Source organism: Rhizobium rhizogenes NBRC 13257 (assembly GCF_000696095.1).
In the GTDB taxonomy this organism is placed as follows: domain Bacteria; phylum Pseudomonadota; class Alphaproteobacteria; order Rhizobiales; family Rhizobiaceae; genus Rhizobium; species Rhizobium rhizogenes.
In genome coordinates this window covers 358897-384124 of record NZ_BAYX01000003.1, presented here as the reverse complement: position 1 = coordinate 384124, position 25228 = coordinate 358897, and the positions used below count along the sequence as shown (strand labels likewise).

22 protein-coding genes are annotated in these 25228 nt (G+C 59.9%); 8 read left to right on the top strand and 14 right to left on the bottom strand.

From position 1 onward, the window contains the following. The first annotated feature begins 159 nt into the window (after positions 1–159). Complete coding sequence (locus RRH01S_RS08690) at positions 160–1344, top strand: acetate/propionate family kinase (RefSeq protein WP_037222126.1); 1185 nt, start codon at positions 160–162, stop codon at positions 1342–1344. A 70-nt stretch (positions 1345–1414) separates the two neighbouring features. Then, positions 1415–3829 carry a phosphoketolase family protein gene (locus RRH01S_RS08685; RefSeq protein ID WP_037222068.1) on the top strand — a complete coding sequence of 805 codons (2415 nt, stop codon included), beginning with the start codon at positions 1415–1417 and terminating at the stop codon, positions 3827–3829. A gap of 379 nt (positions 3830–4208) precedes the next feature. Here RRH01S_RS08685 and RRH01S_RS08680 read toward each other — a convergent pair whose 3' ends face one another. Further along, positions 4209–5600, bottom strand: coding sequence for an NAD-dependent succinate-semialdehyde dehydrogenase (locus RRH01S_RS08680; RefSeq protein ID WP_037222067.1), 1392 nt, complete (start codon positions 5598–5600; stop codon positions 4209–4211). Between the two features lie 172 nt (positions 5601–5772). Between RRH01S_RS08680 and adhP the strand changes: the two genes are divergently transcribed. The 3 genes from adhP to RRH01S_RS08665 all read left to right on the top strand — a co-directional run bounded on the left by adhP (position 5773) and on the right by RRH01S_RS08665 (position 9242). Beyond that, positions 5773–6855 (top strand): alcohol dehydrogenase AdhP, encoded by a 1083-nt coding sequence (gene adhP, locus RRH01S_RS08675; protein ID WP_012649376.1) that lies wholly within the window; start codon positions 5773–5775, stop codon positions 6853–6855. A 522-nt stretch (positions 6856–7377) separates the two neighbouring features. Further along, positions 7378–8319, top strand: coding sequence for a LysR family transcriptional regulator (locus tag RRH01S_RS08670; RefSeq protein ID WP_012649362.1), 942 nt, complete (start codon positions 7378–7380; stop codon positions 8317–8319). A 167-nt stretch (positions 8320–8486) separates the two neighbouring features. Further along, positions 8487–9242 (top strand): SDR family NAD(P)-dependent oxidoreductase, encoded by a 756-nt coding sequence (locus tag RRH01S_RS08665; RefSeq protein WP_042470948.1) that lies wholly within the window; start codon positions 8487–8489, stop codon positions 9240–9242. 38 nt (positions 9243–9280) lie between these two features. On the opposite strand, the gene RRH01S_RS08660 is transcribed toward RRH01S_RS08665, so the two are convergent. The 4 genes from RRH01S_RS08660 to RRH01S_RS08645 form a co-directional block, all read right to left on the bottom strand. Then, positions 9281–9559, bottom strand: a complete 279-nt coding sequence (locus RRH01S_RS08660) for a putative quinol monooxygenase (protein ID WP_012649360.1) — start codon at positions 9557–9559, stop codon at positions 9281–9283. Positions 9560–9622: 63 nt separating this feature from the next. Continuing rightward, a complete protein-coding gene (locus tag RRH01S_RS08655) occupies positions 9623–10219 on the bottom strand; it encodes a cysteine hydrolase family protein (RefSeq protein ID WP_042470945.1) in 597 nt (198 codons plus the stop codon). A gap of 26 nt (positions 10220–10245) precedes the next feature. Next, entirely contained in the window at positions 10246–10920 is a 675-nt protein-coding gene (locus tag RRH01S_RS08650) for a glutathione S-transferase family protein (protein ID WP_012649358.1), read from the bottom strand. A gap of 29 nt (positions 10921–10949) precedes the next feature. Further along, entirely contained in the window at positions 10950–11708 is a 759-nt protein-coding gene (locus RRH01S_RS08645) for an SDR family NAD(P)-dependent oxidoreductase (RefSeq protein WP_012649357.1), read from the bottom strand. 172 nt (positions 11709–11880) lie between these two features. Between RRH01S_RS08645 and RRH01S_RS08640 the strand changes: the two genes are divergently transcribed. The 3 genes from RRH01S_RS08640 (at position 11881) to RRH01S_RS08630 (ending at position 14116) form a co-directional block, all read left to right on the top strand. Then, positions 11881–12780: an AraC family transcriptional regulator gene (locus RRH01S_RS08640; protein ID WP_034522342.1), complete on the top strand. Its 900-nt coding sequence runs from the start codon at positions 11881–11883 to the stop codon at positions 12778–12780. Positions 12781–13016: 236 nt separating this feature from the next. Next, complete coding sequence (locus RRH01S_RS08635) at positions 13017–13568, top strand: histidinol-phosphatase HisJ family protein (protein ID WP_012649355.1); 552 nt, start codon at positions 13017–13019, stop codon at positions 13566–13568. Between the two features lie 17 nt (positions 13569–13585). Next, positions 13586–14116, top strand: coding sequence for a GNAT family N-acetyltransferase (locus RRH01S_RS08630; RefSeq protein ID WP_012649354.1), 531 nt, complete (start codon positions 13586–13588; stop codon positions 14114–14116). 341 nt (positions 14117–14457) lie between these two features. On the opposite strand, the gene RRH01S_RS08625 is transcribed toward RRH01S_RS08630, so the two are convergent. The 9 genes from RRH01S_RS08625 to RRH01S_RS08580 all read right to left on the bottom strand — a co-directional run bounded on the left by RRH01S_RS08625 (position 14458) and on the right by RRH01S_RS08580 (position 24932). Continuing rightward, positions 14458–15675, bottom strand: a complete 1218-nt coding sequence (locus RRH01S_RS08625; protein WP_080705420.1) for a patatin-like phospholipase family protein — start codon at positions 15673–15675, stop codon at positions 14458–14460. A gap of 159 nt (positions 15676–15834) precedes the next feature. Next, complete coding sequence (gene dhaL / locus RRH01S_RS08620; protein ID WP_012649352.1) at positions 15835–16482, bottom strand: dihydroxyacetone kinase subunit DhaL; 648 nt, start codon at positions 16480–16482, stop codon at positions 15835–15837. 59 nt (positions 16483–16541) lie between these two features. Then, positions 16542–18638 carry a bifunctional sugar-binding transcriptional regulator/dihydroxyacetone kinase subunit DhaK gene (locus tag RRH01S_RS33395; protein WP_080705419.1) on the bottom strand — a complete coding sequence of 699 codons (2097 nt, stop codon included), beginning with the start codon at positions 18636–18638 and terminating at the stop codon, positions 16542–16544. Positions 18639–18804: 166 nt separating this feature from the next. After that, on the bottom strand, positions 18805–19446 hold the full coding sequence (gene dhaL, locus RRH01S_RS08605) for a dihydroxyacetone kinase subunit DhaL (protein WP_042470940.1): 642 nt from the start codon (positions 19444–19446) through the stop codon (positions 18805–18807). Between the two features lie 13 nt (positions 19447–19459). Then, positions 19460–20452: a dihydroxyacetone kinase subunit DhaK gene (locus RRH01S_RS08600; protein ID WP_042470937.1), complete on the bottom strand. Its 993-nt coding sequence runs from the start codon at positions 20450–20452 to the stop codon at positions 19460–19462. A gap of 33 nt (positions 20453–20485) precedes the next feature. After that, positions 20486–21259, bottom strand: a complete 774-nt coding sequence (locus RRH01S_RS08595) for an SDR family oxidoreductase (protein WP_012649348.1) — start codon at positions 21257–21259, stop codon at positions 20486–20488. Positions 21260–21317: 58 nt separating this feature from the next. After that, positions 21318–22307, bottom strand: a complete 990-nt coding sequence (locus tag RRH01S_RS08590) for a substrate-binding domain-containing protein (RefSeq protein ID WP_007689441.1) — start codon at positions 22305–22307, stop codon at positions 21318–21320. Positions 22308–22392: 85 nt separating this feature from the next. Continuing rightward, positions 22393–23397, bottom strand: a complete 1005-nt coding sequence (locus RRH01S_RS08585) for an ABC transporter permease (protein WP_042471177.1) — start codon at positions 23395–23397, stop codon at positions 22393–22395. Positions 23398–23453: 56 nt separating this feature from the next. Continuing rightward, complete coding sequence (locus tag RRH01S_RS08580; RefSeq protein WP_037222035.1) at positions 23454–24932, bottom strand: sugar ABC transporter ATP-binding protein; 1479 nt, start codon at positions 24930–24932, stop codon at positions 23454–23456. Between the last annotated feature and the right edge of the window lie 296 nt (positions 24933–25228).

Here is a 25228-nt window from a genome sequence, read left to right as displayed (position 1 = left end):
CTTGATATGGGTCAATGCCATCCGCGCCTGCCAGCCGTAGATACGATGCCAGTTCTCAAGCACTCTAGGCCGTGTGGAAAACCCGGCTCAATGTTCCGCCGTAGCCGATCACTCTCGGCTTATCGTTGGGAAACTGATTTCCAAACCGAAGGAAACATCATGACGGACGCGAACCTGCTGCTTACGTTCAACACGGGCTCTTCAACCATCAAGATCGGTCTATTCCAGTGCAATGCGAACGAGGCACGTCGTATCGGTAAGGGCTTGATCGACTTCGGCAGGCGTCCGTTGTCGTTTCACCTGACAGAAGGACCAGCCGTCTTCGACACTTCCCTGCATGCCGAAGACGGGGTGGATCTGCGGAATGTCATCTCCGAAACATTTGAAGTGCTCGGCAGGCATTTCGACATGGATGCCGTGCGTGCCGCCGGCCATCGCGTTGTTCATGGCGGCGATCGGTTCGCAGGCCCAGTTCGTCTCGACGAGGCCAGCATCAGCGATATAGACGGGTTGACCGCGCTTGCCCCTTTGCATCAGCCCCAGGCGCTCCGCCTGATCCGCGCAGTCCAACACCTGCGGCCGACGCTCGCACAGACGGCCTCCTTCGACACAGCCTTCCACGCAACCCAAAGTGACCTCGTTCGCCGATTTGCCCTGCCCCGCGCCTTGCACGATCACGGGATCAAGCGCTACGGTTTTCATGGTCTTTCCTATGCTTTCATCGCCGCGGAATTGGGGCGACGCGCGCCGAAGATTGCGGCAGGTAAAGTGATTGTCGCACATCTTGGCAGCGGCGCCAGCCTCTGCGCCCTCGATGGCGGTAAAAGCCGCGACTGTAGCATGGGGTTTTCAACGCTCGACGGCATTCCGATGGCAACACGCTGCGGCGCTCTCGATCCCGGCGTGGTGTTGCATCTTCTCGGGCCGAAAGGCCGGACCCTGCGAAACATTGAGGACATGTTCTATCATCGCTCCGGCCTGCTCGGCGTTTCGGGTATCAGCGGCGACACGCGCGATCTGCTAAAGGACGAGCGCGTGGCGGCGCGGGAAGCGATCGATCTTTTTACCCTGCGCATTGCCGGCGAAATCGGCCGCATGACGGCAACGCTCGGCGGCCTGGACGGCATCGTCTTCACCGCGGGGATCGGCGAGCATCAGCCGGAAATCCGTGCCGCGATCTGCGACCGCCTGCGGTGGATGGGCCTTGCCCTTGATAGCGAGGCAAATGCAGCCAACGCAACCATCGTCAGCACATCGGCCAGCTCTGTCGCAGCGTTCGTCATTGCAACGGACGAGGAGCAGATCATTGCCAATGAAGCCTTCTCGGTTCTGGCGGCCGAGTGATCCAGATCAACAGCCCATCGTGTCGTTCGCAGTAATCTGACGAACGACCATATCGAATTGGAGCAGTCCCATGGAAAAGCAGCCAGCCGCCACGTTTACGCATCCGCTCGACGACACCGAGCTCGATCTCATCAACCGCTATTGGCGAGCTGCCAATTACCTCTCCGTCGGCCAGATCTACCTGCTCGACAATCCGCTGCTGCGCGAGCCGCTGAAAGCCGAGCATATCAAGCCGCGCCTGCTTGGCCATTGGGGCACGACCCCAGGGCTCAACTTCATATATGCTCATCTCAACCGGATCATCCGCAATCGCGATCTCGATATCATCTATATTTGCGGCCCCGGCCATGGTGGCCCGGGCATGGTCGCCAACACCTATCTCGAAGGCACCTATAGCGAGATCTATCCGGATATTTCCACGGATACGTCCGGCATGCACAAGCTGTTCCGCCAGTTCTCCTTTCCCGGCGGCATTCCGAGCCACGCGGCGCCTGAAACACCCGGATCGATCCATGAAGGCGGCGAACTCGGCTATGCTCTGGTGCATGCCTACGGCGCCGTCTTCGACAATCCTGATCTGATCGCCGCCTGTGTCATTGGCGACGGTGAAGCGGAAACCGGCCCGCTTGCCGCCAGCTGGCACTCCAACAAGTTTCTCAATCCGGCCCGCGATGGCGCGGTGCTGCCGATCCTGCATCTCAATGGCTACAAGATCGCCAATCCCACCATCCTTGGCCGCGACACCGAAGAGGATCTGCGTCACCTCTTCATCGGCTACGGCTACGAACCCTTCTTCGTCGAAGGATCGGACCCGCATCAGATGCATCAGGCTATGGCCGCTACCTTCGAACAGGTCTTCGATCGCATCCGCGCCATCCAGGCCGAGGCCCGCACCGGCATGCCGGGCAATTTCTGCCCGCGCTGGCCGATGATCGTGTTCAGAAGTCCAAAGGGTTGGACCGGACCGAAGGAAGTGGACGGCAAGAAGGTCGAGGGCTTCTGGCGAGCGCATCAAGTGCCGGTTTCCAATTGCCGCAAGGATGCCAGCCACCGGCAGATCCTGGAAGACTGGATGCGAAGCTATGATCCGCAGGATCTCTTCGACACGGACGGGCGCTTGAAAGAGGAGCTGCGCGCACTGGCACCGACGGCCAAGCGCCGCATGGGCGCCAATCCCCATGCCAATGGCGGCCTTTTGCGCCGAGAGCTTATTGTGCCTAATATCCGCGCCTATGCGGTCGCCGTCAAAGAGCGCGGCAGAACAATGGCGCAATCGACCGAAGTCCTCGGCCATTATCTGCGCGATATCCTGACCCTCAATAGCGATCATACCAATTTCCGCATCTTCGGCCCCGATGAGACGGAGTCCAACCGCCTCGGTAGCGTCTTCGAAGTGACCGACCGCGTGTGGATGGAGGAAATAAAGCCCTATGACGTGAGCCTTGCGCCTGACGGACGGGTGATGGAGGTGCTTAGCGAGCATCTGTGCCAGGGTTGGCTAGAGGGCTATCTGTTGACCGGCCGCCACGGCCTATTCTCCTGCTATGAAGCATTCATCCATATTATTGATTCCATGTTCAATCAGCACGCCAAGTGGCTAAAGGTGTCGCGAGAGCTGCCGTGGCGAAAGCCGATTTCCTCGCTGAACTACCTGCTGACGTCGCATGTCTGGCGGCAGGACCATAATGGCTTCAGCCACCAGGACCCCGGCTTCATCGATCTAGTCGCCAACAAAAGAGCCGATACCGTGCGCATCTACCTGCCGCCGGATGCCAACACATTGCTTTGGACCGGCGACCATTGCCTGAAGACTTATGACCGCATCAACGTGATCGTTGCCGGCAAACAGCCGGAGCCGCAATGGCTGTCGATGGATGAAGCCATCAAGCATTGCGAGGCCGGTATTGGCATCTGGGAGTGGGCTGGAAACGAACAGGGCGCGGTCGAACCCGATGTCGTCATGGCCTGCGCCGGCGATGTCCCCACCATGGAAATGCTCGCCGCCGTCGATCTTCTCCGCCAGAACATTCCGGAACTGTCGATCCGCGTGGTCAACGTTGTCGACCTGATGGCGCTGCAGTCAAAGGAACAGCACCCGCATGGTCTCGCCGACGCGGTCTTCGACAAGTTGTTCACACCGGATCGGCCGGTCATCTTCGCCTATCACGGCTACCCTTATCTGATCCACCGCCTGACCTACCGGCGCACCAACCACGGCAATATCCATGTCCGCGGCTTCATCGAGGAGGGAACGACGACGACGCCGTTCGACATGACCGTTCTCAACGAGCTCGACCGCTACCATCTTGCCATCGAGGCGATCGAGCGTGTGCCGGGTCTGAGGGAGAAGGCGATGGATGTGATCAACCTTTTCCGCGACAAGCTCGAAGAACACGGTCGCTATATCCGCCAATACGGCGAGGACATGCCGGAAATCAGCAATTGGAAATGGCCCTATGACAGCAATGGGTACCGTTTGTCCTGAAGTGATGCTTTATCAAGGGACCGGCTTAGGAAGTCGGTTCCTTGAGGAGCATGGGTCGACAAAAAAGCTGCCCTTTTTTACGTGCGGCAACGATGGTGATAAGGATCTTATGTCATCGCAACAGACCGGTGGACAAGCCAGAAACGCTGGTCGATTTCAGTGATAGGGCAGGTTTTGGGGATTGCTTGCCAGTTCGACCGCCTCGTTGACGATCTCCTCCCGGCACAATTGTCGTGCGCGAGTGATACAACTGTCCAGCGTGGCTGCTGATGTTATTGTAAGCTCGAGCCGATCCTGATCCAACTCGAATATTCCAAGGACTTCTCAGAATTGCAGTACCGATGACACCGCAATTCCGAGAGCTGTCTGCCAACTGAGATCAAAACTCTGCGTCGATGTCGACGACATCGATCAGCTTATGATTGACGAACTCCTTGATGCCCAGGCCGAGCAGTTCACGGCCGTAGCCGGAACGACGTATGCCGCCAAATGGGAGGTCGGCCTTGACCATCGTCGGATGGTTGACGAACACCATGCCGGTCGAAATCTTCTTGGCCACTTCCACACCATGCTTGGGGTCGGACGTGAAGACTGAACCGCCCAGACCGAACGGTGAGTCATTGGCGATGCGCACGGCATCATCTTCGTCCTTGGCACGGAACAGCATCGAGACCGGGCCAAAGAATTCCCAGTAGCGGGCCGGACTGTCGTCGGCAATCTCGGTCAATATCGTCGGCTGAACGAAGGCGCCTCTGTTCGGAACCTTGGGACCAACCTCGGTCGCCTTTGCGCCATGGCTAACCGCCTGCCGGATCTTGTCCTTGATCTCATCGGCTGCGGCCTGCGAGGACAACGGAGCCAGAGTGGTCGCGGGGTCGAAGGGATCGCCCGCACGCAAACGCGCCACGCCAACCGAGTAGCGTTCGAGGAACTGATCGTAGACCTTGTCGACGATGATCATTCGCTTGGAGGAAACGCAGACCTGACCGCCGTTCCAATGACGGCCGAAGACCGCCCACTTTGTCGTCTTCTCCAGATCAGCGTCGGCCAGCACCACGAAGGCGTCAGCGCCGCCGAGTTCCATTGTGGATTTCTTCAGAGCCTTGCCCGCCTGCGCCGCGACGATTGCCCCAGCGCCCTCCGACCCAGTGAGTGCGACGCCATGAACGCGCGGATCATTGAGAATAAGTTCGACCTGCGAGCGCGTCGCATAGAGGTTCTTGAAAGCCCCATTCGGCAAGCCAGCCTCCCACATCAGTTTTTCAAAGGCGGCAGCACTCTGGGGAACATTGGAGGCATGTTTGAGCAGCATCGTGTTGCCCGCGGACAATTGCGGCGCGATGATGCGGGCGATCTGGTAATAGGGGAAATTCCAGGGCTCGATCGCAAGCAGCACGCCTAGTGGATCATGCACGATCATCGCTTCGCCCTCGGCAGGATTGGTCACAGCCAGTCTCTGGGGCGCCAGTAGTTTCTCGGCATTTCTGGCGTAATATTCGAAAATATCGGCCGACAGCTCGACTTCCGCTTTAGCTTCTGAAAGTAGCTTGCCCATCTCGATCGTCAGCAATTCGGCGTAGGCCTGAATGTCGTTACGCAGGATGTGCGCTGCGCTTTGCATCACCTTGGCGCGTTCGGCGAATGCTGTTTCCTTCCAGGACAGGAACGTGGCGTGAGCGTTATCGATGGCCAGCTTGACTTCGGCGTCGGTGGCGTTCGGAAAAACCTTCAGTACTTCGCCGGTGTAAGGATTCGTAGTTGCATATGTCATGATGACTTCCTTGCTCGTTGCGCGAGGTCCCAGGAGCTCGGAGATCCACTGGGCCTATTCTCATGAAGTTGTCACCGGACTGCGTATCAAGCTTTGATCTATGTCATAGCGGCCATTGTCGGCGCGCCTAGTCTCACCTCATCAACGTAGAAACGGATGAAGGAGACGGGCGATGATTACAAAGACGATGATGGCGGCGGTCGTGCACCGTTTTGGTGAGCCGCTTGTGATTGAAAGCGTGCCCGTACCGGTTCCTGGGCCCGGTGAGCTTCTCGTCAAGGTCATTGCCTGCGGTGTCTGCCATACGGACCTCCACGCCGCTGATGGCGACTGGCCCGTGAAACCATCGCCGCCATTCATTCCTGGCCATGAAGTTGCCGGTATCGTCGCAGCGCTTGGCCAGGGCGTGACAGATTTCAAACTGGGCGATCCGGTCGGCGTCGCTTGGCTGCATGACGCCTGCATGCGGTGCGAATATTGCGAAACAGGCTGGGAGACCTTGTGCGAGCACCAGCATGATACCGGCTACAGCTGTGATGGCGGCTTTGCCGAATATGTCATCGCCTCGGCAGCGTTCACCGCGCGGCTTCCGGCTAACGTTGATTTTGCGCAGATCGCACCGATCCTGTGCGCTGGCGTCACCACCTATAAAGGATTGAAGGAGACCGAGGCCCGTCCGGGAGAATGGGTGGCAATTTCCGGCATCGGTGGCCTCGGCCATGTCGCAATCCAATATGCCAAGGCGATGGGCCTTAAGATCGTGGCACTCGATGTCACACCAGAGAAACTCACTTTGGCACGCGCAACCGGTGCCGATGTCGTGATAGATGCCCGGTCACCGGACGCAATTGCCGATGTCCTGAAGGCGACGGGCGGCGGTGCCCACGGCATTCTGGTAACAGCCGTCTCGCCACCCGCCTTCTCCCAGGCACTCCAGATGGTGCGCCGCAAAGGCACAATCGCCCTCGTCGGCCTGCCGCCGGGGGAATTCCCGACGCCGATCTTCGACGTTGTGCTCAAGCGTATCACTTTACGAGGTTCGATCGTCGGGACACGCCGTGACCTCGACGAGGCCATTGCCTTTGCAGTCGAGGGCAAGGTGAAGGCGGATATCACCAAGGTGCCCTTGAACGACATCAACGCGATCTTTGCCAAGCTCAAGGCCGGCAAGGTTGAGGGACGGATGGTCTTGGATTTCACCATACCGATCACCACGTCCAAACAGAAAGAAGAAAGGGCGCCGGTCGAGGTTTGAGAGAGCCTCGACCCTACGCCGATCCCGTGAGAGTGGCTAAGTGCGAGGACATGGCCCTTCTGTCCGATTGGGGCTCCAAGTATTCTAAGGTTGCTCGCGGCATAGCTGCCGCTCGTTCAACAAGACGGATACCCGTGGTCCACAACCGGCGTTGATCGCGACTACCAAGCCCGCTCGGCGCCAGCGTGCGACATGGAGCAAGTCTCTCCAAACCTTGAGCCCAGGACAGGATTAGTCTTTTAAAAAAACAATTCGTCGCCTTGATAGGATGTGAACCAACGACACCGACACGAACCTAAGCGTCTGAAAAATTGGGGTTTGACCCATAAGCGATAGCGTCGGGACCGGCCATGCCGAGCCGAAAGCAGTATACGATCCCAAACCCGGTGTATTGCCTCGCAGGCTTAGCGCATAAGCCTATAAACGTCGCAAAATCATCCAGCTGGAGCAATAACTTGCATGGCCTGTGTCATCTGTCGGGTGTAGTTTCTATCTCAACGAACGCGATCATGCAGGCTTCCCGTGGATCAGATACTCGCAATTAAAACATTTGTCCGCGTCGCCGAAGCCGGCTCTTTCGCCAAGGCGGCGGATACCATGAACCTGCCTCGGTCCTCGGTCAGCAAGCTCGTGCAGGATCTTGAGGCTCATCTCGGGACAAAGCTGGTAGAGCGCACCACGCGGTCCGTCACAATGACCACCGAAGGCGTCGCCTATCACGAGCGTGCGCTCAAGCTCCTCGCCGATCTCGATGACATGGACGGCACTGTCGCCGGCTCCCGCAGCGCGCCCAAAGGAAAGCTGCGCGTGGACATCGGCTCAGTGCTGGCAAATCAGATCCTCATCCCCTCGCTCTCCGATTTTCAGAGCCAGTATCCCGATATCGATCTCATGCTCGGCGTCAGCGATCGCCCCGCCGACGTCGTCAGTGAGGGGATCGATTGCGTCATTCGCGGCGGATCGCTTAGTGACTCGTCGATGAAGGCGCGAAAGTTGTGCGAACTGGATTACGTGATTTGCGCGTCGCCCGCTTATCTGGATGGCCTGGAGTTGCCGCAGCGGCCCGATGATATTCAGGCGCATCGGATCGTCAGCTACTTCTCCGCATCATCGGGAAAGAGGTTTCCATTGCGGTTCCAGCGCGGAGATGAGCGAAGCGAATATCTCCCGACCTCCGCCGGTATTTCGGTCAACGAGAGCACCGCGCATCTGAACGCGCTGCTGTCAGGGCTGGGGATCGGCCAGAGCTTCGGCTTCCTCGCAAGACCGCATTTCGAGAGCGGGGCGCTGGTCGAACTGTTGCCTGAGTGGAAGCCCGACAATCATCCGCTGCACCTAGTCTACCCCGCCGACCGATTTCCAAACCCGCGGCTTCGCGCCTTCACGGAGTGGGCGACGAAGGTATTCGAAGCGGTCGACGCGCGACGCAATGTGGCGACGGAGACCATCCATGCATATGGATAATGTCTCCATCCTGAGCGGCTTCTCGCCGCCGGCCTGACGAACTAACTTCTCCTCATCGGACGGCGACGAGACCAACAGCCAACGCCACCTCCCGAACAGTTTCTGAACTTCAACAGGCCGCGCATTCGGGCTGAACCCTTTCGCGCGCCCAGCATCAGGAGAGTAAAATGACCAAAAGACTTGAAAACAAGATCGCCGTCGTCACCGGAGCAACCAGCGGCATCGGCCTTTCGACCGCCAAGCTTTTCGCCGCCGAGGGCGCACGCGTCTACATCACCGGCCGCCGCAAGGATGCACTCGACAAGGCAGTGGCCGCGATCGGTCGTGGCGCGGTCGGCGTACAGGCCGACTCTGCGAAGAATGAGGATCTCGACAAGCTTTTCGCCCAGGTGAAGGTGGAGCATGGCCGTCTCGACACTCTCGTCGTCAACGCCGGCGGCGGCACGATGCTTCCGCTCGGCCAGATCACCGAAGAGCAGGTCGACGACACCTTCGGCCGCAACGTGAAGGCCGTCATCTTTACCGTCCAGAAAGCGCTTCCGCTTTTGGGCAAGGGCTCCTCGGTCGTGCTGACCGGCTCGACCGCTGGCACCGAAGGCACGGCTGCCTTCTCCGTCTACTCCGCCTCGAAGGCGGCAGTCCGCAACCTCGCCCGCTCTTGGGCACTTGACCTGAAGGGCACCGGCATTCGCGTCAACGTCGTTTCGCCCGGCGCGACACGCACTCCCGGCCTCGTCGAACTTGTCGGTGACGACAAGGAACAGCAGCAGGGCCTGCTCGACTATCTCGCCTCGCGCATCCCGCTCGGCCGCGTCGGCGAATCCGAGGAAATCGCAAAGGCGACCCTGTTCCTCGCCTCTGACGATGCGAGCTTCGTCAACGGCGCCGAACTCTTCGCCGATGGCTGCCAAGCGCAGGTCTAACCCTTTAGATGCCGAACCTTGAATGAACTGGCGCATTCTTACAATTTAGTGCCAAATGACAGCCCCGCCAGAAAGGGCGCGGTCAGCGGTCGATTGGCCGCCATGTGCGGCGATGCGCGGTGCGCCTGAAGCGCGGCATCATCCTTGTAGATTTCAACGAGCGTGTAGCTGTCGGACAGATTGGTCGACTTGAACAGTTCGTACAGGCGGTTGCCCGGTTCGTTGGCCTGTACCGCAGCCGCCTGAACGGCGAAGGCACGTTCGAATGCTGCACCGCTGTCAGGCGTGACTGCGAGTTCGACCATCAATCCAATCATCGTATTGCCTCCGAAGCTTTGATAAACCAAGGCCCGACCCTGAAAGGGCCGGGCGGTGGTATTTCACTCATGCGACACGAATTCCTGCGTGGTGATCGCGTTGGCGTAGAAGGGTGCGATCTCGGCCACGAAGTCGTCCTGTTGCTTGCGGGTATAGCCGGCTGACGCGTCGTAGATGACATTGGTGTGGTAGCCGAGGTCATGGGCATTGCGCATCGAAGACTCGACGCACTGGCGCAGCGAGAAGCCAGCGAGGTAGATGTCGAAGATGCCATTGTTGCGCAGGTAGCCGTCGAGCGTGGTTCCGACGAAGACGCTGCTGCCGCCGGCGCGCTCGCGAACGACATGCTCGCCTTCCGCCGGCGCGAAGCCGGGGAAGAAATCGGCCTGCTCGCCCAGGAACGCGCCATGGTCGCGCGTCATCTTACGCAGGCCGTACTTGGCCTCGCCCAGCACCTTGAAGGTCGGCTCGAACTTCAGCGCTGCGTGGATCACGTGCAGGCCGCGACGGCGGGCCTCTTTGAGGATGATCTTCGAATTGGCGATAGCGGTGTCGACCTGCTCCCGGTCCTGAAACACCGGATAAATGCCGCCGGTCGGGGAGAGCCAGTCGTTGACATATTCAATCAGGATCAGCGCGCTATTGGATGGGTCGGTCATGATATCACTCCTTGGAATTATGGTTGTTAAGCCGCGATCATCGCGCCTTGCTGGCGCAGGTGGTCGCGAAACAGGTCGGGATAGGTGTCGATCACGGCGTTCTTGACGCTGGATCGCTCGGCAAGTGCCGCGCGCCACGCCGTCACACGTGGCAGGCCAGCAAAGATCGGGTCCGCCACTTCCGGATCGATGATCCCGAAATAGCGGAACAGCGGTGCGTAGACGGCATCGACCAGGCCAAAGTTCGCGCCGGCGAAATACGGGCCGTCGCCCAGTTCGGCCTCGATCTTGCTCAGCCGATCACGGAAGGCGGCCCGCTTAGCGTCGGCGGTCGCCATGTCCTTGGCGTGGAGGAACTGCCAGCCCTCCGCAAAGGTCTGGGTGGCGAATTCGATCCAGGCGCGATGCCGGGCACGCAGCAATGCATCGTCGGGATACATCGCCGCGCCGCCCTGCTTCTCGTTCAGATATTCGCAGATCACCACACTTTCGAAGAGGATCGCCTCCTCACCGTTCGGCTGGCGTACCTTTAGCACCGGCACCTTGCCGGTCGGCGACAGGGCCAGAAACCAGTCAGGCTTGGCCGATAGATCGACGTTGACCCGGTCGAACGCCACCCCCTTTTCGAGGAGGACGATCGCGGCACGCTGGACGAATGGGCACAGCGGGTGGCTGACAAGAGTGAGGTTTTGCTCGGTCATGACGGTGTCTCGATGTGCTGGAACAGAGATCAGAGCGACTGGCCGCCCGACACGTCGAACGTCGTGCCATTGGCCCAACCGAGATCATCGGACAGGATTGCGGCGACCGCGCCACCGATATCGTCGGGCTGGCCGACGCGGCCGAGCGCTATGTTACCGGCAACGAAGTCGTTGATATGCTTGTCGTCGCGCACCCTGCCGCCGCCGAAGTCGGTGGCGATGGCGCCCGGCGCGATCGCGTTGACGCGGATCTGGCGTGCGCCCAGTTCGACCGCCATGAACTTGGTCAGCGTCTGCATCGCCGCCTTGGCGGCGCCGTAGAGGCCGTAGCCTGCCATCGTCGTGCGAACAAAGCCTGAGGACACGTTGAGGATGCGCCCGCCGTCGACGATCAGCGGCAGCAGTTTCTGGGTCAGGAACAGCGGCCCGCGCAGGTGCATGTCGACCATCTGGTCGAACTGGTCCTCGCTCGCGTCGGCGACCATGACATAAATGCCCTCGCCCCCGTTGTTCACCAGATAATCGAACCGGTCTACGCCAAAGGTCGTCCGCAGCGCGTCGGTGACCGCTTGCGTGAAGTTAGAAAAGCTTGCCGTGTCGGTGACGTCGAGCACCAGCATCGCTGCCTTTCCGCCCAGGGCTTCGATCTCGTCAACCAGCGTCTGGGCTTCTGCGGCGCTGTTTCGGTAGGTACCGATGACGCCCACACCACGCTTGGCGAGATGCAGCGCCATGTTGCGACCGAGGCCGCGGCTGGCACCAGTAATGAGTGCGATCTTCTGAGACATGGCTACGTTCCTTGTGATTTGATTTTCCAGACGGCACGCCGCTTAGGCGCCGCTTTCGCTGCTAGTCAGATAGGCGATTGCTGTGTCCGACGCCCCACCTAATGCTCTCAATTGCTTGCCTGATTGTCTCAGGGTCTTTGCATGCGTGAAGATTGATGTCATACTCCTTGGCATGACTGACAACCTAAATCCCCTTCGCGATATCGCGCTCCGCCACGGGCGGACCGGAATGACCCTGACGCCGATCCCGCGCCTGGAAATCGGCGTAGGACAAACGACCTCAGGAACGTCACCGTGTCTCTACCGCTCGATGATCTGCTTCATTCTGCAGGGATCGAAAGAGGTGGCCATCCACGACGACCTCCTGCGCTACGACGCGTCTCAATATCTGGTCAGCGCACTCGATCTGCCTTTGAGCGGCCAGATCCATGACGCTGACGACGGCAGTCCTTATGTAGCGATTTCGTTAGTCCTTGATCCGGCACTTCTGGCCGAGGTCGCATCGACGATGCCGGCGGTGCGCGACGCGGACGCGCCAGGCAGCGGCATCGCGATCAATCCGATGATTCCGCCGCTGCGCGACACGCTGCTGCGACTGCTGGCGTTGCTCGACACGCCTGCGGACATCCCGGCGCTCGCGCCGATGGCCGAACGCGAATTGCTTTATCGTCTCCTGCAGGGCCCGCAGGGGCGACTGTTGCGCCACATCGCCCGTCCGGAAGGCGCGATCGGCGGCATCCGCCGCGCGGTCGAATGGATCCGCGACCGCGGTAATACGCGGCTGCGGATCGAGGCTCTGTGCGAAGCTGCTGGCATGAGCCGTGCGAGCCTGCATCGCCACTTTCTCGCGCTGACTGGATTGAGCCCGATCCAGTATCAGAAGCAGATACGCCTTCAGGAGGCGCGCCAGTTGCTGCTCGCCGGCGACCATAGTGCCTCCGACGTCGCCTATGCGGTCGGTTATGAGAGCGCCTCTCAATTCAGCCGCGAATATCTGCGGCGATTCGGGGCTCCGCCCGTCCGCGACGTTCGCAGGCTTAGGCAGTCGATCAGCGACCATACGATCAGTTAGATGGCTTCGTTGTTATTGAGCACAGGCTGTCGAGCGAATTTGGCGTTGTTCGCGCCACGGCTAACTCAAAATGGGGTTGTAACAGTCAGGCGCAATACCCTCCGCGGCATTCGAGGGTTACATCAAGCGTGCCTTCGAACTGCGCGAGGCGCGAGCCGGACAGATAGAATTGCTGATTGGCTTCGAGACCGAGACCTTGCCGCCTGAAGGCTGGTTGGAAGCGATGACCGAGCTACGTGACGCTTATCCTTTTCGATTACATTGTCGGCAGCGTTCACGATATCTGTGGCCGGTGGCTCGACTACTCTGCAAACGACACGGCGGCATTGGCTGCCGATCTCGGTGGTCCGGAGGAACTGCGCTTGGCCTATTTCGGTCAGGTGACAGATATGGTTGAGCGATTGAAACCAGATATCATCGCGCATCTGGATCTCGTTCGAAAATACGATCCACCCGGCTTTGTCTTCTCCGACCGGGTCGTCCGCTCTATCGATAGGACGCTGGACGCCATCCAGGCCAATGGTTCGGCGCTCGATGTCAACTGCGCGGCCTTTCGCAACGGTTATGGGCCGGTCTACCCGCTTCCACAAATTCTCGAACGCGCGCGGAAGACGGGAATTCCGGTAACGCTGGGCGACGACAGCCATGGCGTGCAGACCGTGGGGGTGGGTCTTGACCAGTCACTCGCCGCGATTGCAGCGGCGGGATATCGCAGTGTGGCCTATCTGACCCGAACGGAAGGTTGGCGCGAGGCGCCGCTCGAAAGCATTGGTCCACTTACGTGCTGAACGGAAACCGTGAGGACATGGACGCTTGCGTTTCTCAATTGCCCCTCTCCATCGCACATGCCACCGAAGCGGACATTCCTTTCATCATGTCGGTAGAGCGCCTTCCCGGATATGCCGCGCTGGTTGGCAGCTATGACGCAGCCGAACATCACCGACGGCTCGCTGCGCCAAATACGAACTATCTTCTGTGCCGCCTCGGAGCGGAACCAGTCGGTTTCGCAGTGGTCCGCCTGGACGACGACGATATGGGGAACGCCCAGCTTCACCGCATCGCCATGGCCGCGATCGGCCTCGGCCATGGAACGGCATTTCTGCATCAGATTTGCCGTCTGGTCTTCTCGATCCACGATGTAGCACGCTTCTGGCTCGACCTGCTCCCTTCGAATGCACGTGCAAAAGCCGTCTATAGCAAAATCGGCTTCCTCCAAGAAGGCACAATGCGCGGAGCGCTTCGCGTGAGTGACGACAGCCGACATGACTTGTTGCTAATGTCGCTGCTTCGCGATCAATGGCAGGCCAACATTGGCTCACAAAATCTTCGGTCTTGAGAGAATCTGAACCGTAGATCCGTGTCTCGCAAATGTCAGATGCTCCTGATAAACAATCAATATCTTTCTGCCTGTCCGCAGGGCAATTGATTGATTGCGTTATGATTGAACTGGTTGCGGGGCAGGATTTGAACCTGGCATCGTAACGTCTGCCTTTCGTCCACCGACGACCCATCAATCGAGATTGGCATGTTCATATTGCTTGGGTCAGCTTTGACGGAAGCATAAGGAAATCCTACTGCCGAATTTTCCTTTAAAATCAGCATCATAACATTTTGACGCATAGCATTCGGATCTCCCAACTCACGGAGAAAATTTCCATTTTTATTTCAGTGATTTACCTAAAGCTTTGACAATTGAGTGGGCACCGATTGGCACTCGGGATTCGACGTGGCGGTGGTAAAGAGCGGAACGTCGTTCCAAAGGGTTCCGTTCAATGTCTCGCGTGCACCCAAAGTGAATACGGCCCGCATATAACGATCATTGAAGGGGTCAGCGATGTCATAGGGAATTTGGCAATCGATTGAGGCAGCATGAAATGTCGCGCCGGTTCGGCGTGCCCAGCCGTATAGCGCCATCAGCGCGTCGCGCTCCTGTGCTTTGATCAGCGTGGCGTATGCTCGCGCCATGACGGGCAATGTCCGTTCCGAGGTGTTGGAAAATTCGGGCATGAGCGCATTGTTGACGAGCACGAAAATATTGAGTTTCCGAGGCTTCGACCGAGGTGCATGGGACGCAGAGGCCAGCACCGTGCTCGGAAAGGTGAGAATTTGCGAGGAAGAGCCGCCATCGGAATGGAGCTCCTGAAAATGCCGGTCTCCCGCCTGCACTTTGATCAACACCGGCGGATATACGCCGGGAATGCTTGCAGACGCGACAAGCACGCCCCGGAATAGCTGAAGGGCACCCGGCCGGCCGCTTGCCGCGATCGCGCCCATGTTCCAGACCACCGCTCTTTGCGAGTCGAGATTGGAGGTGAGAACTAGGAGCCTGCGCCCGTTTCGATGTTCTCTCGCAACCGCGTCGAGGACGTCCTGCGTGATGTACTGATCCACCATGCTGCGAAGCGTCCGTCCGCGCAAAAGGCTCTTTCCGAGCATCTGGTTTGGCAGCAGCCTGCGGTCGACGAGGTTTTTTGCGACGCCGCTCGTATAGAGATGCGCGATCAGATCGTCATAGGATGATCCAAGAAAGGCGAAGGGAGCGATGAGCGCGCCGGTGCTGACGCCGCTGACGATATCGAAGCGTGGGCGTTTGCCTGTCTTTGTCCATGCCGATAGCACGCCGGCACTGAAGGCGCCTCCAGCCCCGCCTCCCGAGATCATCAGGTAGTTGACGTCTCCTTGTGCGGCGGCCGGTTGCCAGTCAAAGGCGTCTTCCCATGAGCTGGAGCCTTCATCGAGATAGGATCTTACCCCCGGAAACCCCGGAACCTCCGCAGCAGAGGATTGGTCGGCGCGGTATTGCGGGCGCGATACGGTCATGCAGCCCGCAAGGGGAAGAAGCAGGATGATCAACAGGCAAAGATGCCTGTAATAGGTTTGGTCGCGGTTCGGCAACGCGGATACTCCGGGGAAAGCTGTCGCGTCATGTGTGAACCGTTCTCTAGCGCCGGCTGTTGGCGCGGATATGTTCCGCATATTTCCATGGGTGAATGCCGTGTGACCAAACCATGGCCAAACTCGACAAGCCGGCGCTGGTCAAAATGACCCGTCAGGTCAGCCGCTCGAGGAAAAACTATCCCCCATGGCGCGCAGGATGATCACAGCCGATGCCGCGCCTGGATCGACATGCCCGAGCGAGCGCTCTCCGAGCCTTGCCGCCCTGCCGCGCGCGGCAATCATCGAGCGGGTCGAATTCGCGCCGGTTTCCGCAGCCTCGACAATGCTGTTCCAAAGCTCCCGCGTCCCGCATTGCCTTGCCCGGGCATTGACGGCCGCTTCCGTGGCGGGAATCCAGGCGTCCAGCATGGTCTTGTCGCCGCGTTGGCCCTTGCCGCGCTCTTTTATCCCGGTCGTCATCGCTTCGACGATTGCAACCTGGCCAGCGTCCGAAAGGGACTCGTCCTGCTTGAGGGCTTGCGCCGCCTTTCGGAATGCGGTCGCATAGAGCGGGCCGGTGGAGGCGCCGACGGCATCCAGAAAAGCGGAGGCGGCAACCGTAAAAACCTCAGAGGGAAGCGTTCGCTCCAGGTCGAGTTTTGTCAGCTCGGCATTCACGGCCATGAAGCCGAGCGCCATGGTGATCCCATGGTCGGCATCTCCGATCGCGCCGTCGAGCTCCGAGAGATGATCCTTCTCCGCGGTGATCGCTATGGATATGCGCTGAAACATGCTGCTCAAATGTCGCGCCGCGTTTTCCGGCATAATCTTCCTCCCAGTCCAGGAGATCGCGGCCGGTTTTCTCCGACTCGCGTCTCGCATCTTCATCCCACCTTCAAGGCGGCGGTATCGCAAGGATGGTACAGCAGCTCGGTCAATTCCTGATCGAGGTGCAAAATCGATATGGACGCGCCGACCATGTCGAGCGACGTGCAGTAATGCCCCACCCAGCTCGCTTCTATCCTGATGTCCTTCGCGCTCAGCCGCTGTTCGACGCGCCTGAACAGAATGTAGAGCTCCATCAGCGGCGTTGCCCCGAAGGAATTGATCAACACCGCGACACGGTCGCCGGGCGTCGGCTTCATTTCCGCGAAAATGCGGTCCATCACCCGGTCGGTGATTTCATCCGCAGTCATCATCTTCTCGCGGATGACGCCCCGCTCGCCGTGGATGCCCATGCCGAACTCGATATCATCGGGACCGATCTCGAAATTGTGCCGCCGTGTCTGGGGCAGCGAGCAGGGCTCAAGCGCAACACCCATCGTATAGGTTCGATCATTGGCCTTGCGCGTCGCGGCCTCGCAGGCATCAAGCGACAGCCCCCGATCACAGGCGGCTCCGGCAATCTTGAAGATGAAGAAGTTTCCCGCAACGCCACGGCGGCCTTCCCTGTCCTCCACGGGAGAGGAGGCGATATCGTCCGTGGTGAGGATGGTGCGGACATCGATCCGCTCCTCCTGTGCCATCTCGGCGGCCATCTCGAAGTTCATCACGTCGCCGGCATAGTTGCCATAGACGAAAAGTACGCCCTCACCGCCGGACGCCGCCCTGGCGCATTGAAGGATCGGCGTGGGCGGCGGTGACGAAAAGATGTTGCCGACGGCAACCGCATCGGCGAGGCCCTTGCCAACATAGCCGACGAAGCAGGGTTCATGGCCGGTGCCGCCGCCGATGACGAGCCCGACCTTCCCCGGCCTTGGTCCTGTCCGCGCAACGAGTGCTCGATTGGATCCCTTGATGGGCGCGACATGGCCGGCATGCGCCTTGACGATACCGTCAAGCATCTCATCGACGACATCATCAGGATTGTTCAGGAACTTCTTGATGTGGGTGCGAAAGCTGCTGGGTAGTGGCACGGTATTGTCGGTTCTGGAGCGCTGCGAAATCTTCTGGTCGATCTCCGTTACGCCGTCGGCATTGAGGATGCCCCGGCCGGTGGCGGCGTCGGTGATCAGCACATTGATATAGCCGCCACGCAGCGCCGCAAGGATCGCGGGCACCTTGTCGAAGCCGCCGGCAACCGCGATGCGCAGCCCGATCGCCTTCAGCATGTCGAGGGATATGCCGATGGTCCGGTCGTCGAGCGGACCGGCAACCGGCTCTCCCTTCGGATCGATGAAGCGGCCGGCGACGACCCCGACGGCGTTCTTCGCGAGATAGTCCTGGAGCGAGACGGATTCAAAGAATCCGCTGCTGTGGATTGTCGAATTCGGGCGCAGCGACGAGATGCCGAATAGCGCCTTGTTGGCTTTGGAAAGCGTTGCGAACTGGTCTTCCACCAGCGGCTCCCGCAGCAGGATGTCGCGCACCTCTCCGGTCGAGACGATGGCCGGCGCGGTGATATTGATCAGCTTTCCGCCGACCGCATTGGCAAAAGCCGCCGCACAGAGTTCGGGCGTGTAGGCAAAGCGCGCCCGCGTGCCGCCGGTCGCCTGGACAATGGTGACATCCTGCAGATTGGGCACGGAAGCCTGCTCGGCGATCGCCAGGACCGTTCGCCCCCAGGCGACTGCCAGCGTATCGCCCGATTTCAAGAGCTTGGCAATGGCCTGAGCACCCGCTGTCCCGAGACGATCGATCAACGGCCGCGTTCCGTCGTCGCTGGGGACGACCAGACAGTCGTGCAAACCGAAATGACGTTTCAGCTCCATGGCGATCGAAAGCGAGCTCAGCCGTGAAGGCTCAAGGGAGATGTTCACAATCCCCCGGCTGCGCGCATCGGCCAGATAGCTGTTCACCGTCGCGCGCGAAATGCCCATGATCTCCGCGATATCGCCCTGCGTCCTGCCATCCTCATAATAGAGCCAGCAGGCCCAGACGTAGGGATCGTCGCCGTAGCGCAGCGGCATGACGTCGGATGTTTCCGGCACGCCCGCCTTGCCCACACCGGTTTTTCCGACTGAAGATGTCTTACCTGTCATGACTGTCCGCGGTTCCCTTTTGTCGTCCGAAGATGGAAGCAATAGAGCACGTTTGCAAATGCTTCTTCAGAGAAAGGGGCGGCGCGCGACCCCTTTGACAATAAAGGGATCGCGCAGCCTTGGGAGGTCCATCTGTGGGCGAACAAAGGCCTTGAGATCACGATACCTATTGAAGCCGATCACGCGCTCCGAAAGAGAGTTCTTTCAATATGATCGCGCAAGAGGTCGCTCCGGCATCCAGCACGCCCAGCGAGCGTTCGCCAAGACGGCTCGCACGGCCGATCTTCGCCACCAGATTGAGCGTCGAATCCCGGCCCGCGTCGGCCGCCGCCACCAGAGCATCGAGCGCATCGACAAACGACTTTCCAGCAGCAATCGCGCCATCGAAGGCTTCGATTGCCGGAACGAGCGTGTCGAGGAGCGTCTTGTCTCCGACCTTCGCCGAACCGATTGCCTGAATGCCTTCAAGGCCCGCATGCAGCATCCGGCTATAGGTTGCGCCATCTATGGCGTCGACACCCTCCAGCTTCTCGGCAAACTCTATGAACATCACACCGTAGAGCGGCCCCATCGAGCCACCGATCTCGGTCATCAGGACGGTGCCCAACGTATCGAGCGATGCGGCAAGCGACAGATACTTGCCCTTCATGCGCTCCGCGGCCATGCCGAAGCCCTTGGCCATGTTGACGCCGTGGTCTCCGTCGCCAATCTTACCGTCGATCTCGCTGAGATAGGCGCGATTTTCGACGATCCGGTCGGCCATTGCCAGGACGATGTCGCCAGCCGTTGCGTTGCTAAATGTCTGCATGGACCTGTCTCCCTCAAAGCAATGTCGTGCAATGGACTTCGACGTCGAGAAGCTCTTTCATCTCGTCGTCGAGAGCCAGCACCGTCAGTGTCGCGCCGACCATCTCGAGCGAGGTGAAATAGTTGCCGACGTAAGTCTTGTAGATCTTGAGGCCACGCGCGGTGATCTGCGTTTCAATCGTATCGTTCAGAATGTAGAGCTCGTTGACCGGCGTGGCGCCGAGGCCCGAAACCAGCACCGCCACCTCGGTACCGGCAGCAAGATTGTGATCGTCCAGAACGATCTGGCTCATGGTTTTGGCGATTTCCTCGGCCGTTTTCAGCGGCTCCACGCGAACCCCAGGCTCACCGTGATGGCCGATACCCACTTCCATGGTGCCGGGCTCTATCTTGAAATTCGGATGGCCGACGGCCGGCAGCGTGCAGGGGCCGAGACCGATGCCGACGGAGCGGCAATTGTCGATCGCCCTCTGGGAAATGGCGCGTACTTCTTCGAGACTGGCGCCCGTCGAAGCCTTGGCGCTGCCGATCTTCCACATGAAGATTTCGCCGGCGACGCCGCGGCGCTTCTCGCGCTCCTCAGGCGGGGCCGAGCAGACATCGTCATTGGCAACGACGGTTGCAACCTCGATGCCATCCTTGGCCGCAAGCTTGATCGCCATCTTCACGTTCATGTTGTCGCCCGCGTAATTGCCGTAAAGGCAGATCACGCCGCGCCCGCCATTGGCTTCGCGAACGGCGTCGTAGAAGCTCTTGGCCGTCGGCGAAGAGAAGAGCTCGCCGACGGCGACGGCGTCGAGCATGTTCTTGCCAGCATAGCCGATGAAAGCGGGCTCATGGCCGGAACCGCCGCCGGTGATAACGCCGACCTTGCCGGCCTGGGGCGCGTTTTTCGCGACGACCACACGCGGGTTTTCGGCAAGGCGTACGGTCCCCGAATGTGCCTTGACGAAGCCCTTTACGGTGTCTTCGACGACTTCATCGGGATTGTTGATGAACCGTTGCATAATGTCTCCTGTGGGATGCCCGAGCGCCTGCGCTCAGAGAATTGTGTAGCCGCCATCGATCAAGAGATCGGCGCCATTGATCATGTCTGCTCCCGAAGAGGAGAGGAAAACGGCCGCCGCCGCGATCTCCTCCGGGAATGCGAAACGGCCCACGGGAATGCGCCTTTTCGCCGCCTCGCCCTTTTCGCCGGACCAGGCCTTTTTGCCGAGTTCGGTCAGGACGATGGTCGGGGAGATGGTGTTGACGCAGATGCCGTGCTTGCCCCATTCGGCGGCGAAGGTCTTCGACATGCCGATGACACCGAATTTGGAGGCGCAATAGGCGACGTGCTCCTCGATCGCGACAGTGCCGGCCTGCGATGCAAGGTTGATGATCTTGCCACCCTTGCCGGCAGCGATCATCGCCCGGCCAACCGCCTGGGTCACCAGGTAGGTGCCTTTGAGATTGATGTTGATCGTCTTGTCCCAATGGTCTTCCGACAGGTCTTCGGCGGGCGCGAGAAAGACCACGCCGGCGCTGTTCACCGCAATGTCGATATGGCCGAAGTGCGACACGACATCGGCGATGGCCTTATTGACGGAGGCGCTATCTGCAACATCGCAGGCGAACGGCTTGGCATCGCCGCCGAGTTCGGCGGCCTTTGCCGTGGCAATATCGGCATTGATATCCAGAACCGCAACTTTCGCGCCCTTGGACGCAAAGGCAGCCGCGACCGCGGCGCCAATGCCGGATCCACCGCCTGTCACGACCGCGACTTTGCCGGAGAGCGGGAAATTCAAATCAATGTCTGGAGCTTTATCGGTCATCTTGTTCAAGCCTCGATAGGGTGGAGTGGGGCGAACATGCCGCCCCACCGGATCGATTTCACTTACGGGTTTCAAGCAGCTTATCGACGTTCTCTGTGGTCACCGGGGTCCACGGAACATTGTAGTTCTTGTCCTTGCCGTCATTGAACGGCATTTTCGGATACTCGGCCCAGATCGGGGATTCCGGCTTGTAGGCGCCCTTCTTGGCGTTGAAGATGGCGAGATCCAGCGCACCCTGCGCCTGCGCGGTGGCGTCCTGCAGGATGGACGTCATGGTGCCCTGTTTGACGGCGTGAAGCGCATCGGTGATGCCGTCGATGCCTGCGATGGCGAAATCTCCGACATTGAGCTTTGCCGCCTTGATCGCTTCGATCGCGCCGAGCGCCATTTCATCGTTCTGGCCGATCACGCCGTTGATCTGGCCCGGATGCGAGGTCAGCCAGTTTTCCATCAGCGTCTGCGCCTCGGCACGCGACCAGTTCGCGGTCTGGTCCTCGATGACCTTGACGTTGGGGCACTCGGCAAGCGCCTTCTTGTTGCCTTCAAGGCGGGAAATCTGCGCCGACTGGCCGATCGGGCCTTCGAGGATTACCACGTTGCCCTTGCAGCCGATCTTGTCGAGCACGGTCTTGGCTTCCATGTAGCCGGAAATCGTATCGTCGGAACCGACATAGGCGGACAACAGGTCGGAATTCACCCTTGTATTGGAGCCCACGACCGGGATACCGGCATCATGCGCCGCCTGAACCGCCGTCGCGCCCGCTTCAATATCGATCGGCACGAAGATGATGGCGTCGAATTTCTGCGTGATCATCGTGTTGAACTGCTCCTGCTGAACGAGAGCGTCGTAACGGCCGTCGAAGATCGTCAGCTCGACTTCGCCGCTCTTGACGGCTGGGTGCTGCTGGAGCGCGGCGGACCAGATCTGCATAAATTCGGCGTTGAGGCCGTAAGGGGCAGCACCAATCTTCAGTTTCTTGTCCTGCGCCAGGGACGGTGAAGCCAGCAGCGCGGTCGCGGCAGCAAGGGCAATCAGTAATTTCTTCATTGTAAATCTCCTCCGTTGGAATTCCGGCGACCATTGTGGCGCGCCGTTTGGTTTCCAGGTGCACGGCACCCGAATGTCTTCGGGCTCAACTGCCCAGATTTCGTTTCTGGTCGAGCATCACCGCCCCCACGATGAGCGCGCCCTTGAGGACCTGCTGGTAGTAGGACTGGATCCCCATCAGATCGAGGCCGTTGTTCATGACGCCGATGATCAGCGCCCCGATGAGCGTACCGGTGATGCGCCCGACACCGCCGGAGAGGCTGGTGCCCCCGATAACGACGGCAGCGATTGCATCGAGTTCATAGGCAATGCCGGCCTGGGGCAGCGCGGAGCCGGTGCGCGCGGAAAGGATCATGCCCGCGAGGCCGGCAAGACCGCCAGAAATCACATAGACGAGGAAGCGCAGCCGGGTGACGTTGATGCCCGACGTGTTGGCCGCATGCGGATTGCCGCCGACGGCATAGATATACCGGCCAAATCGCGTGCGATTGAGCACCCACCAGGAGACCGCGAAGACGATGGCAAGTAGGATGACGGGCATCGGGATGGAAAAAGCCGTCCCGGTGCCGATCCAGCGGAAATCGGGGGTCAATGCCGGAACCGGCTTGCCGCCCCCATAGATGAGCGTCAGGCCGCGAGCTGCCGAGAGCATGCCGAGCGTTGCGACAAAGGCCGGAACGGCAAAGCGCGAGACGATCAATCCCACCACCGCACCGCATGCGACGCCGACCAGCAGCCCGACGGCGAGCGCCACGTAAGGCGGATAGGGTGCGCCCACAATGCCCGCCGTCGCGGAGGTGGTCGCAAAGCTCGCACTGATGATGCCGGTAAGTGCGACGACGGAGCCGACCGAGAGATCGATACCCCGCGTCAGGATGACGAAGGTCATGCCGATCGCCAGGACGCCGTTGATCGAGGTCTGCAGCAGCACGTTCGATATATTGCCCGGCGTCAGGAAATATTCGTTTGAAACGGACAGAATGACGGCAAGCAGCAGGAACGCCAGGAAGATCCCGTATTCCTGCACGATGAGCCGGCGCCGGTCCGAACTGAACCATGCACTGGACCGATTATTGTCTGTGGCGGACATATGAAACACCTCTTGTTGCCGGACGCGACCCTGTCGCTCGTCGTTGCCTGTCGTGGTCATGTCGACAGGTGGACGAGCGCTTGGGCGTCGGCCTCTTTCCGTTCAAGGATCCCGGCGGAGCGCCCCTGACGCATCACCAGGATGCGGTCGGACATGCCGAGAACCTCATCGATCTCGGACGAGATCATGATGACCGTGCCGCCTTCGGCGGCGAAGTCGCAGATAATGCGGTAGATCTCGCGCTTGGCGCCGACATCGACGCCGCGGGTCGGCTCGTCCAGCAAAAGCACCTTCGGTTTGCGCAGGAACCATTTGCCAAGCACGACTTTCTGCTGGTTGCCACCAGACAGGCCCGAAACCGCCATGCTGTCGCGCGCCGCCTTGATGCCGAAGCGCTCGATCATCGCCGCGCTGGCGGCAGCTTCGGCGCGACGGTCCATCGAAAATTGCGGGCTCATTTCCGGCAGGCTGGCAAGGCAGATATTGTTGCGCACGCTGTCGCAGAGATTGAGCCCCGTCAGCTTGCGGTCCTCGGTCACAAAGGCGATGCCATGCTGCATCGCCTCGGCCGGCTTTCTGACCGATATGGATTGTCCGGCAAGCTTCATATTGCCGCTCGTCGGTGCATCGAGGCCGAAAATGCAATCGAAGATCTCGGTTCGCCCCGAGCCCATCAGACCGTAGATGCCGAAGATCTCCCCCTTGTGCGCCACGAAAGAGATATCGTCGATCTTGCCGGGCGCCGTCAGGCCGGAGACTTCGAAGCCGGCAGTCGCGGTCGGCGTGTTGGTCTTGATATATTCCTCGCCGAGTTCGCGGCCGACGATCATGCGGATCAGACCGGCCCTGTCGATATCGGCGATGGTACCGCTGCCGACATAGGATCCATCGCGGAACGCCGTGTAGGAATCGGCGATCTGAAAGATCTCCGACAACCTGTGCGAGACATAGACGATACCCTTGCCTTCGGCCTTCAGGCGCTCGATCGTCGAAAACAGCTGCTGCGCCTCTTTCTCGCCGATGGCGGAGGTCGGCTCATCCATGAAGATCACTTCCGCATCGTGGCTGAGCGCCTTGGCGATTTCCACCAGCTGCACCTGCGCGACGGAGAGGTTCATCATGAATTGCGTGGCGCGGATATTGAACTCCAGCCGATCGAGCAGGGCCTGGGCGCTACGGTTCATGGTCTTGAAATCGATGCCGCCGAAACGGACCGACGGCTCGCGGCCGAGATAGATGTTTTCGGCCACCGTCATATGCGGGATAGGGCTAAGCTCCTGCTCGATGATGGCGATGCCGGCCGCCAGCGCTTCGGCGGGGCTCGCATAGTCGACCTCCTTGCCACGACGACGGATCAGGCCGGCGTCCCGAGCATGAATGCCCATCAGGATCTTGAGGAAGGTCGACTTGCCGGCGCCATTGCCGCCGCAAAGCGCATGCACCGAGCCCGCCCGCAGCTGAAAACGACCATCGCGCAATGCCGCGACGCCACCAAAGGACTTCTGGAGCCCTTCTACTTCAAGCAGGAATTCCACCACTTCGCCTCCTCAAGCCCAATCCGGCACAGGGGATCCAACGATCCTCACCGCCTCCTCGATTGGCATGTTTGACAATATTCGACTCGATATCGACAAATGTCAAGTTACCAAATGAAGATGCGATATGTCGGGCGCCGATCGCACGAAAAAGCCTCCGCTCCACGGGAGTTCGGCCCGTGTGAGAGACAAGTCGAGCGGGATCATGCCGAGACTTCGAAGGTCAGGGCGAGAGAGCTATCGATGGAGAAATGGTCGCGGCTTGCCGTTTTTGGCGAACCGGCATGGGAGCCTCG

Excerpts from the sequence above, each read along its gene's own strand:
- RRH01S_RS08690 (WP_037222126.1), top strand. The coding sequence starts at position 160 with ATGACGGACGCGAACCTGCTGCTTACGTTCAACACGGGCTCTTCAACC.
- RRH01S_RS08685 (WP_037222068.1), top strand. The coding sequence starts at position 1,415 with ATGGAAAAGCAGCCAGCCGCCACGTTTACGCATCCGCTCGACGACACC.
- RRH01S_RS08680 (WP_037222067.1), bottom strand. The coding sequence starts at position 5,600 with ATGACATATGCAACTACGAATCCTTACACCGGCGAAGTACTGAAGGTT.
- adhP (WP_012649376.1), top strand. The coding sequence starts at position 5,773 with ATGATTACAAAGACGATGATGGCGGCGGTCGTGCACCGTTTTGGTGAG.
- RRH01S_RS08665 (WP_042470948.1), top strand. The coding sequence starts at position 8,487 with ATGACCAAAAGACTTGAAAACAAGATCGCCGTCGTCACCGGAGCAACC.
- RRH01S_RS08660 (WP_012649360.1), bottom strand. The coding sequence starts at position 9,559 with ATGATTGGATTGATGGTCGAACTCGCAGTCACGCCTGACAGCGGTGCA.
- RRH01S_RS08655 (WP_042470945.1), bottom strand. The coding sequence starts at position 10,219 with ATGACCGACCCATCCAATAGCGCGCTGATCCTGATTGAATATGTCAAC.
- RRH01S_RS08650 (WP_012649358.1), bottom strand. The coding sequence starts at position 10,920 with ATGACCGAGCAAAACCTCACTCTTGTCAGCCACCCGCTGTGCCCATTC.
- RRH01S_RS08645 (WP_012649357.1), bottom strand. The coding sequence starts at position 11,708 with ATGTCTCAGAAGATCGCACTCATTACTGGTGCCAGCCGCGGCCTCGGT.
- RRH01S_RS08640 (WP_034522342.1), top strand. The coding sequence starts at position 11,881 with ATGACTGACAACCTAAATCCCCTTCGCGATATCGCGCTCCGCCACGGG.
- RRH01S_RS08630 (WP_012649354.1), top strand. The coding sequence starts at position 13,586 with ATGGACGCTTGCGTTTCTCAATTGCCCCTCTCCATCGCACATGCCACC.
- dhaL (WP_012649352.1), bottom strand. The coding sequence starts at position 16,482 with ATGCCGGAAAACGCGGCGCGACATTTGAGCAGCATGTTTCAGCGCATA.
- RRH01S_RS33395 (WP_080705419.1), bottom strand. The coding sequence starts at position 18,638 with ATGACAGGTAAGACATCTTCAGTCGGAAAAACCGGTGTGGGCAAGGCG.
- dhaL (WP_042470940.1), bottom strand. The coding sequence starts at position 19,446 with ATGCAGACATTTAGCAACGCAACGGCTGGCGACATCGTCCTGGCAATG.
- RRH01S_RS08600 (WP_042470937.1), bottom strand. The coding sequence starts at position 20,452 with ATGCAACGGTTCATCAACAATCCCGATGAAGTCGTCGAAGACACCGTA.
- RRH01S_RS08595 (WP_012649348.1), bottom strand. The coding sequence starts at position 21,259 with ATGACCGATAAAGCTCCAGACATTGATTTGAATTTCCCGCTCTCCGGC.
- RRH01S_RS08590 (WP_007689441.1), bottom strand. The coding sequence starts at position 22,307 with ATGAAGAAATTACTGATTGCCCTTGCTGCCGCGACCGCGCTGCTGGCT.
- RRH01S_RS08585 (WP_042471177.1), bottom strand. The coding sequence starts at position 23,397 with ATGTCCGCCACAGACAATAATCGGTCCAGTGCATGGTTCAGTTCGGAC.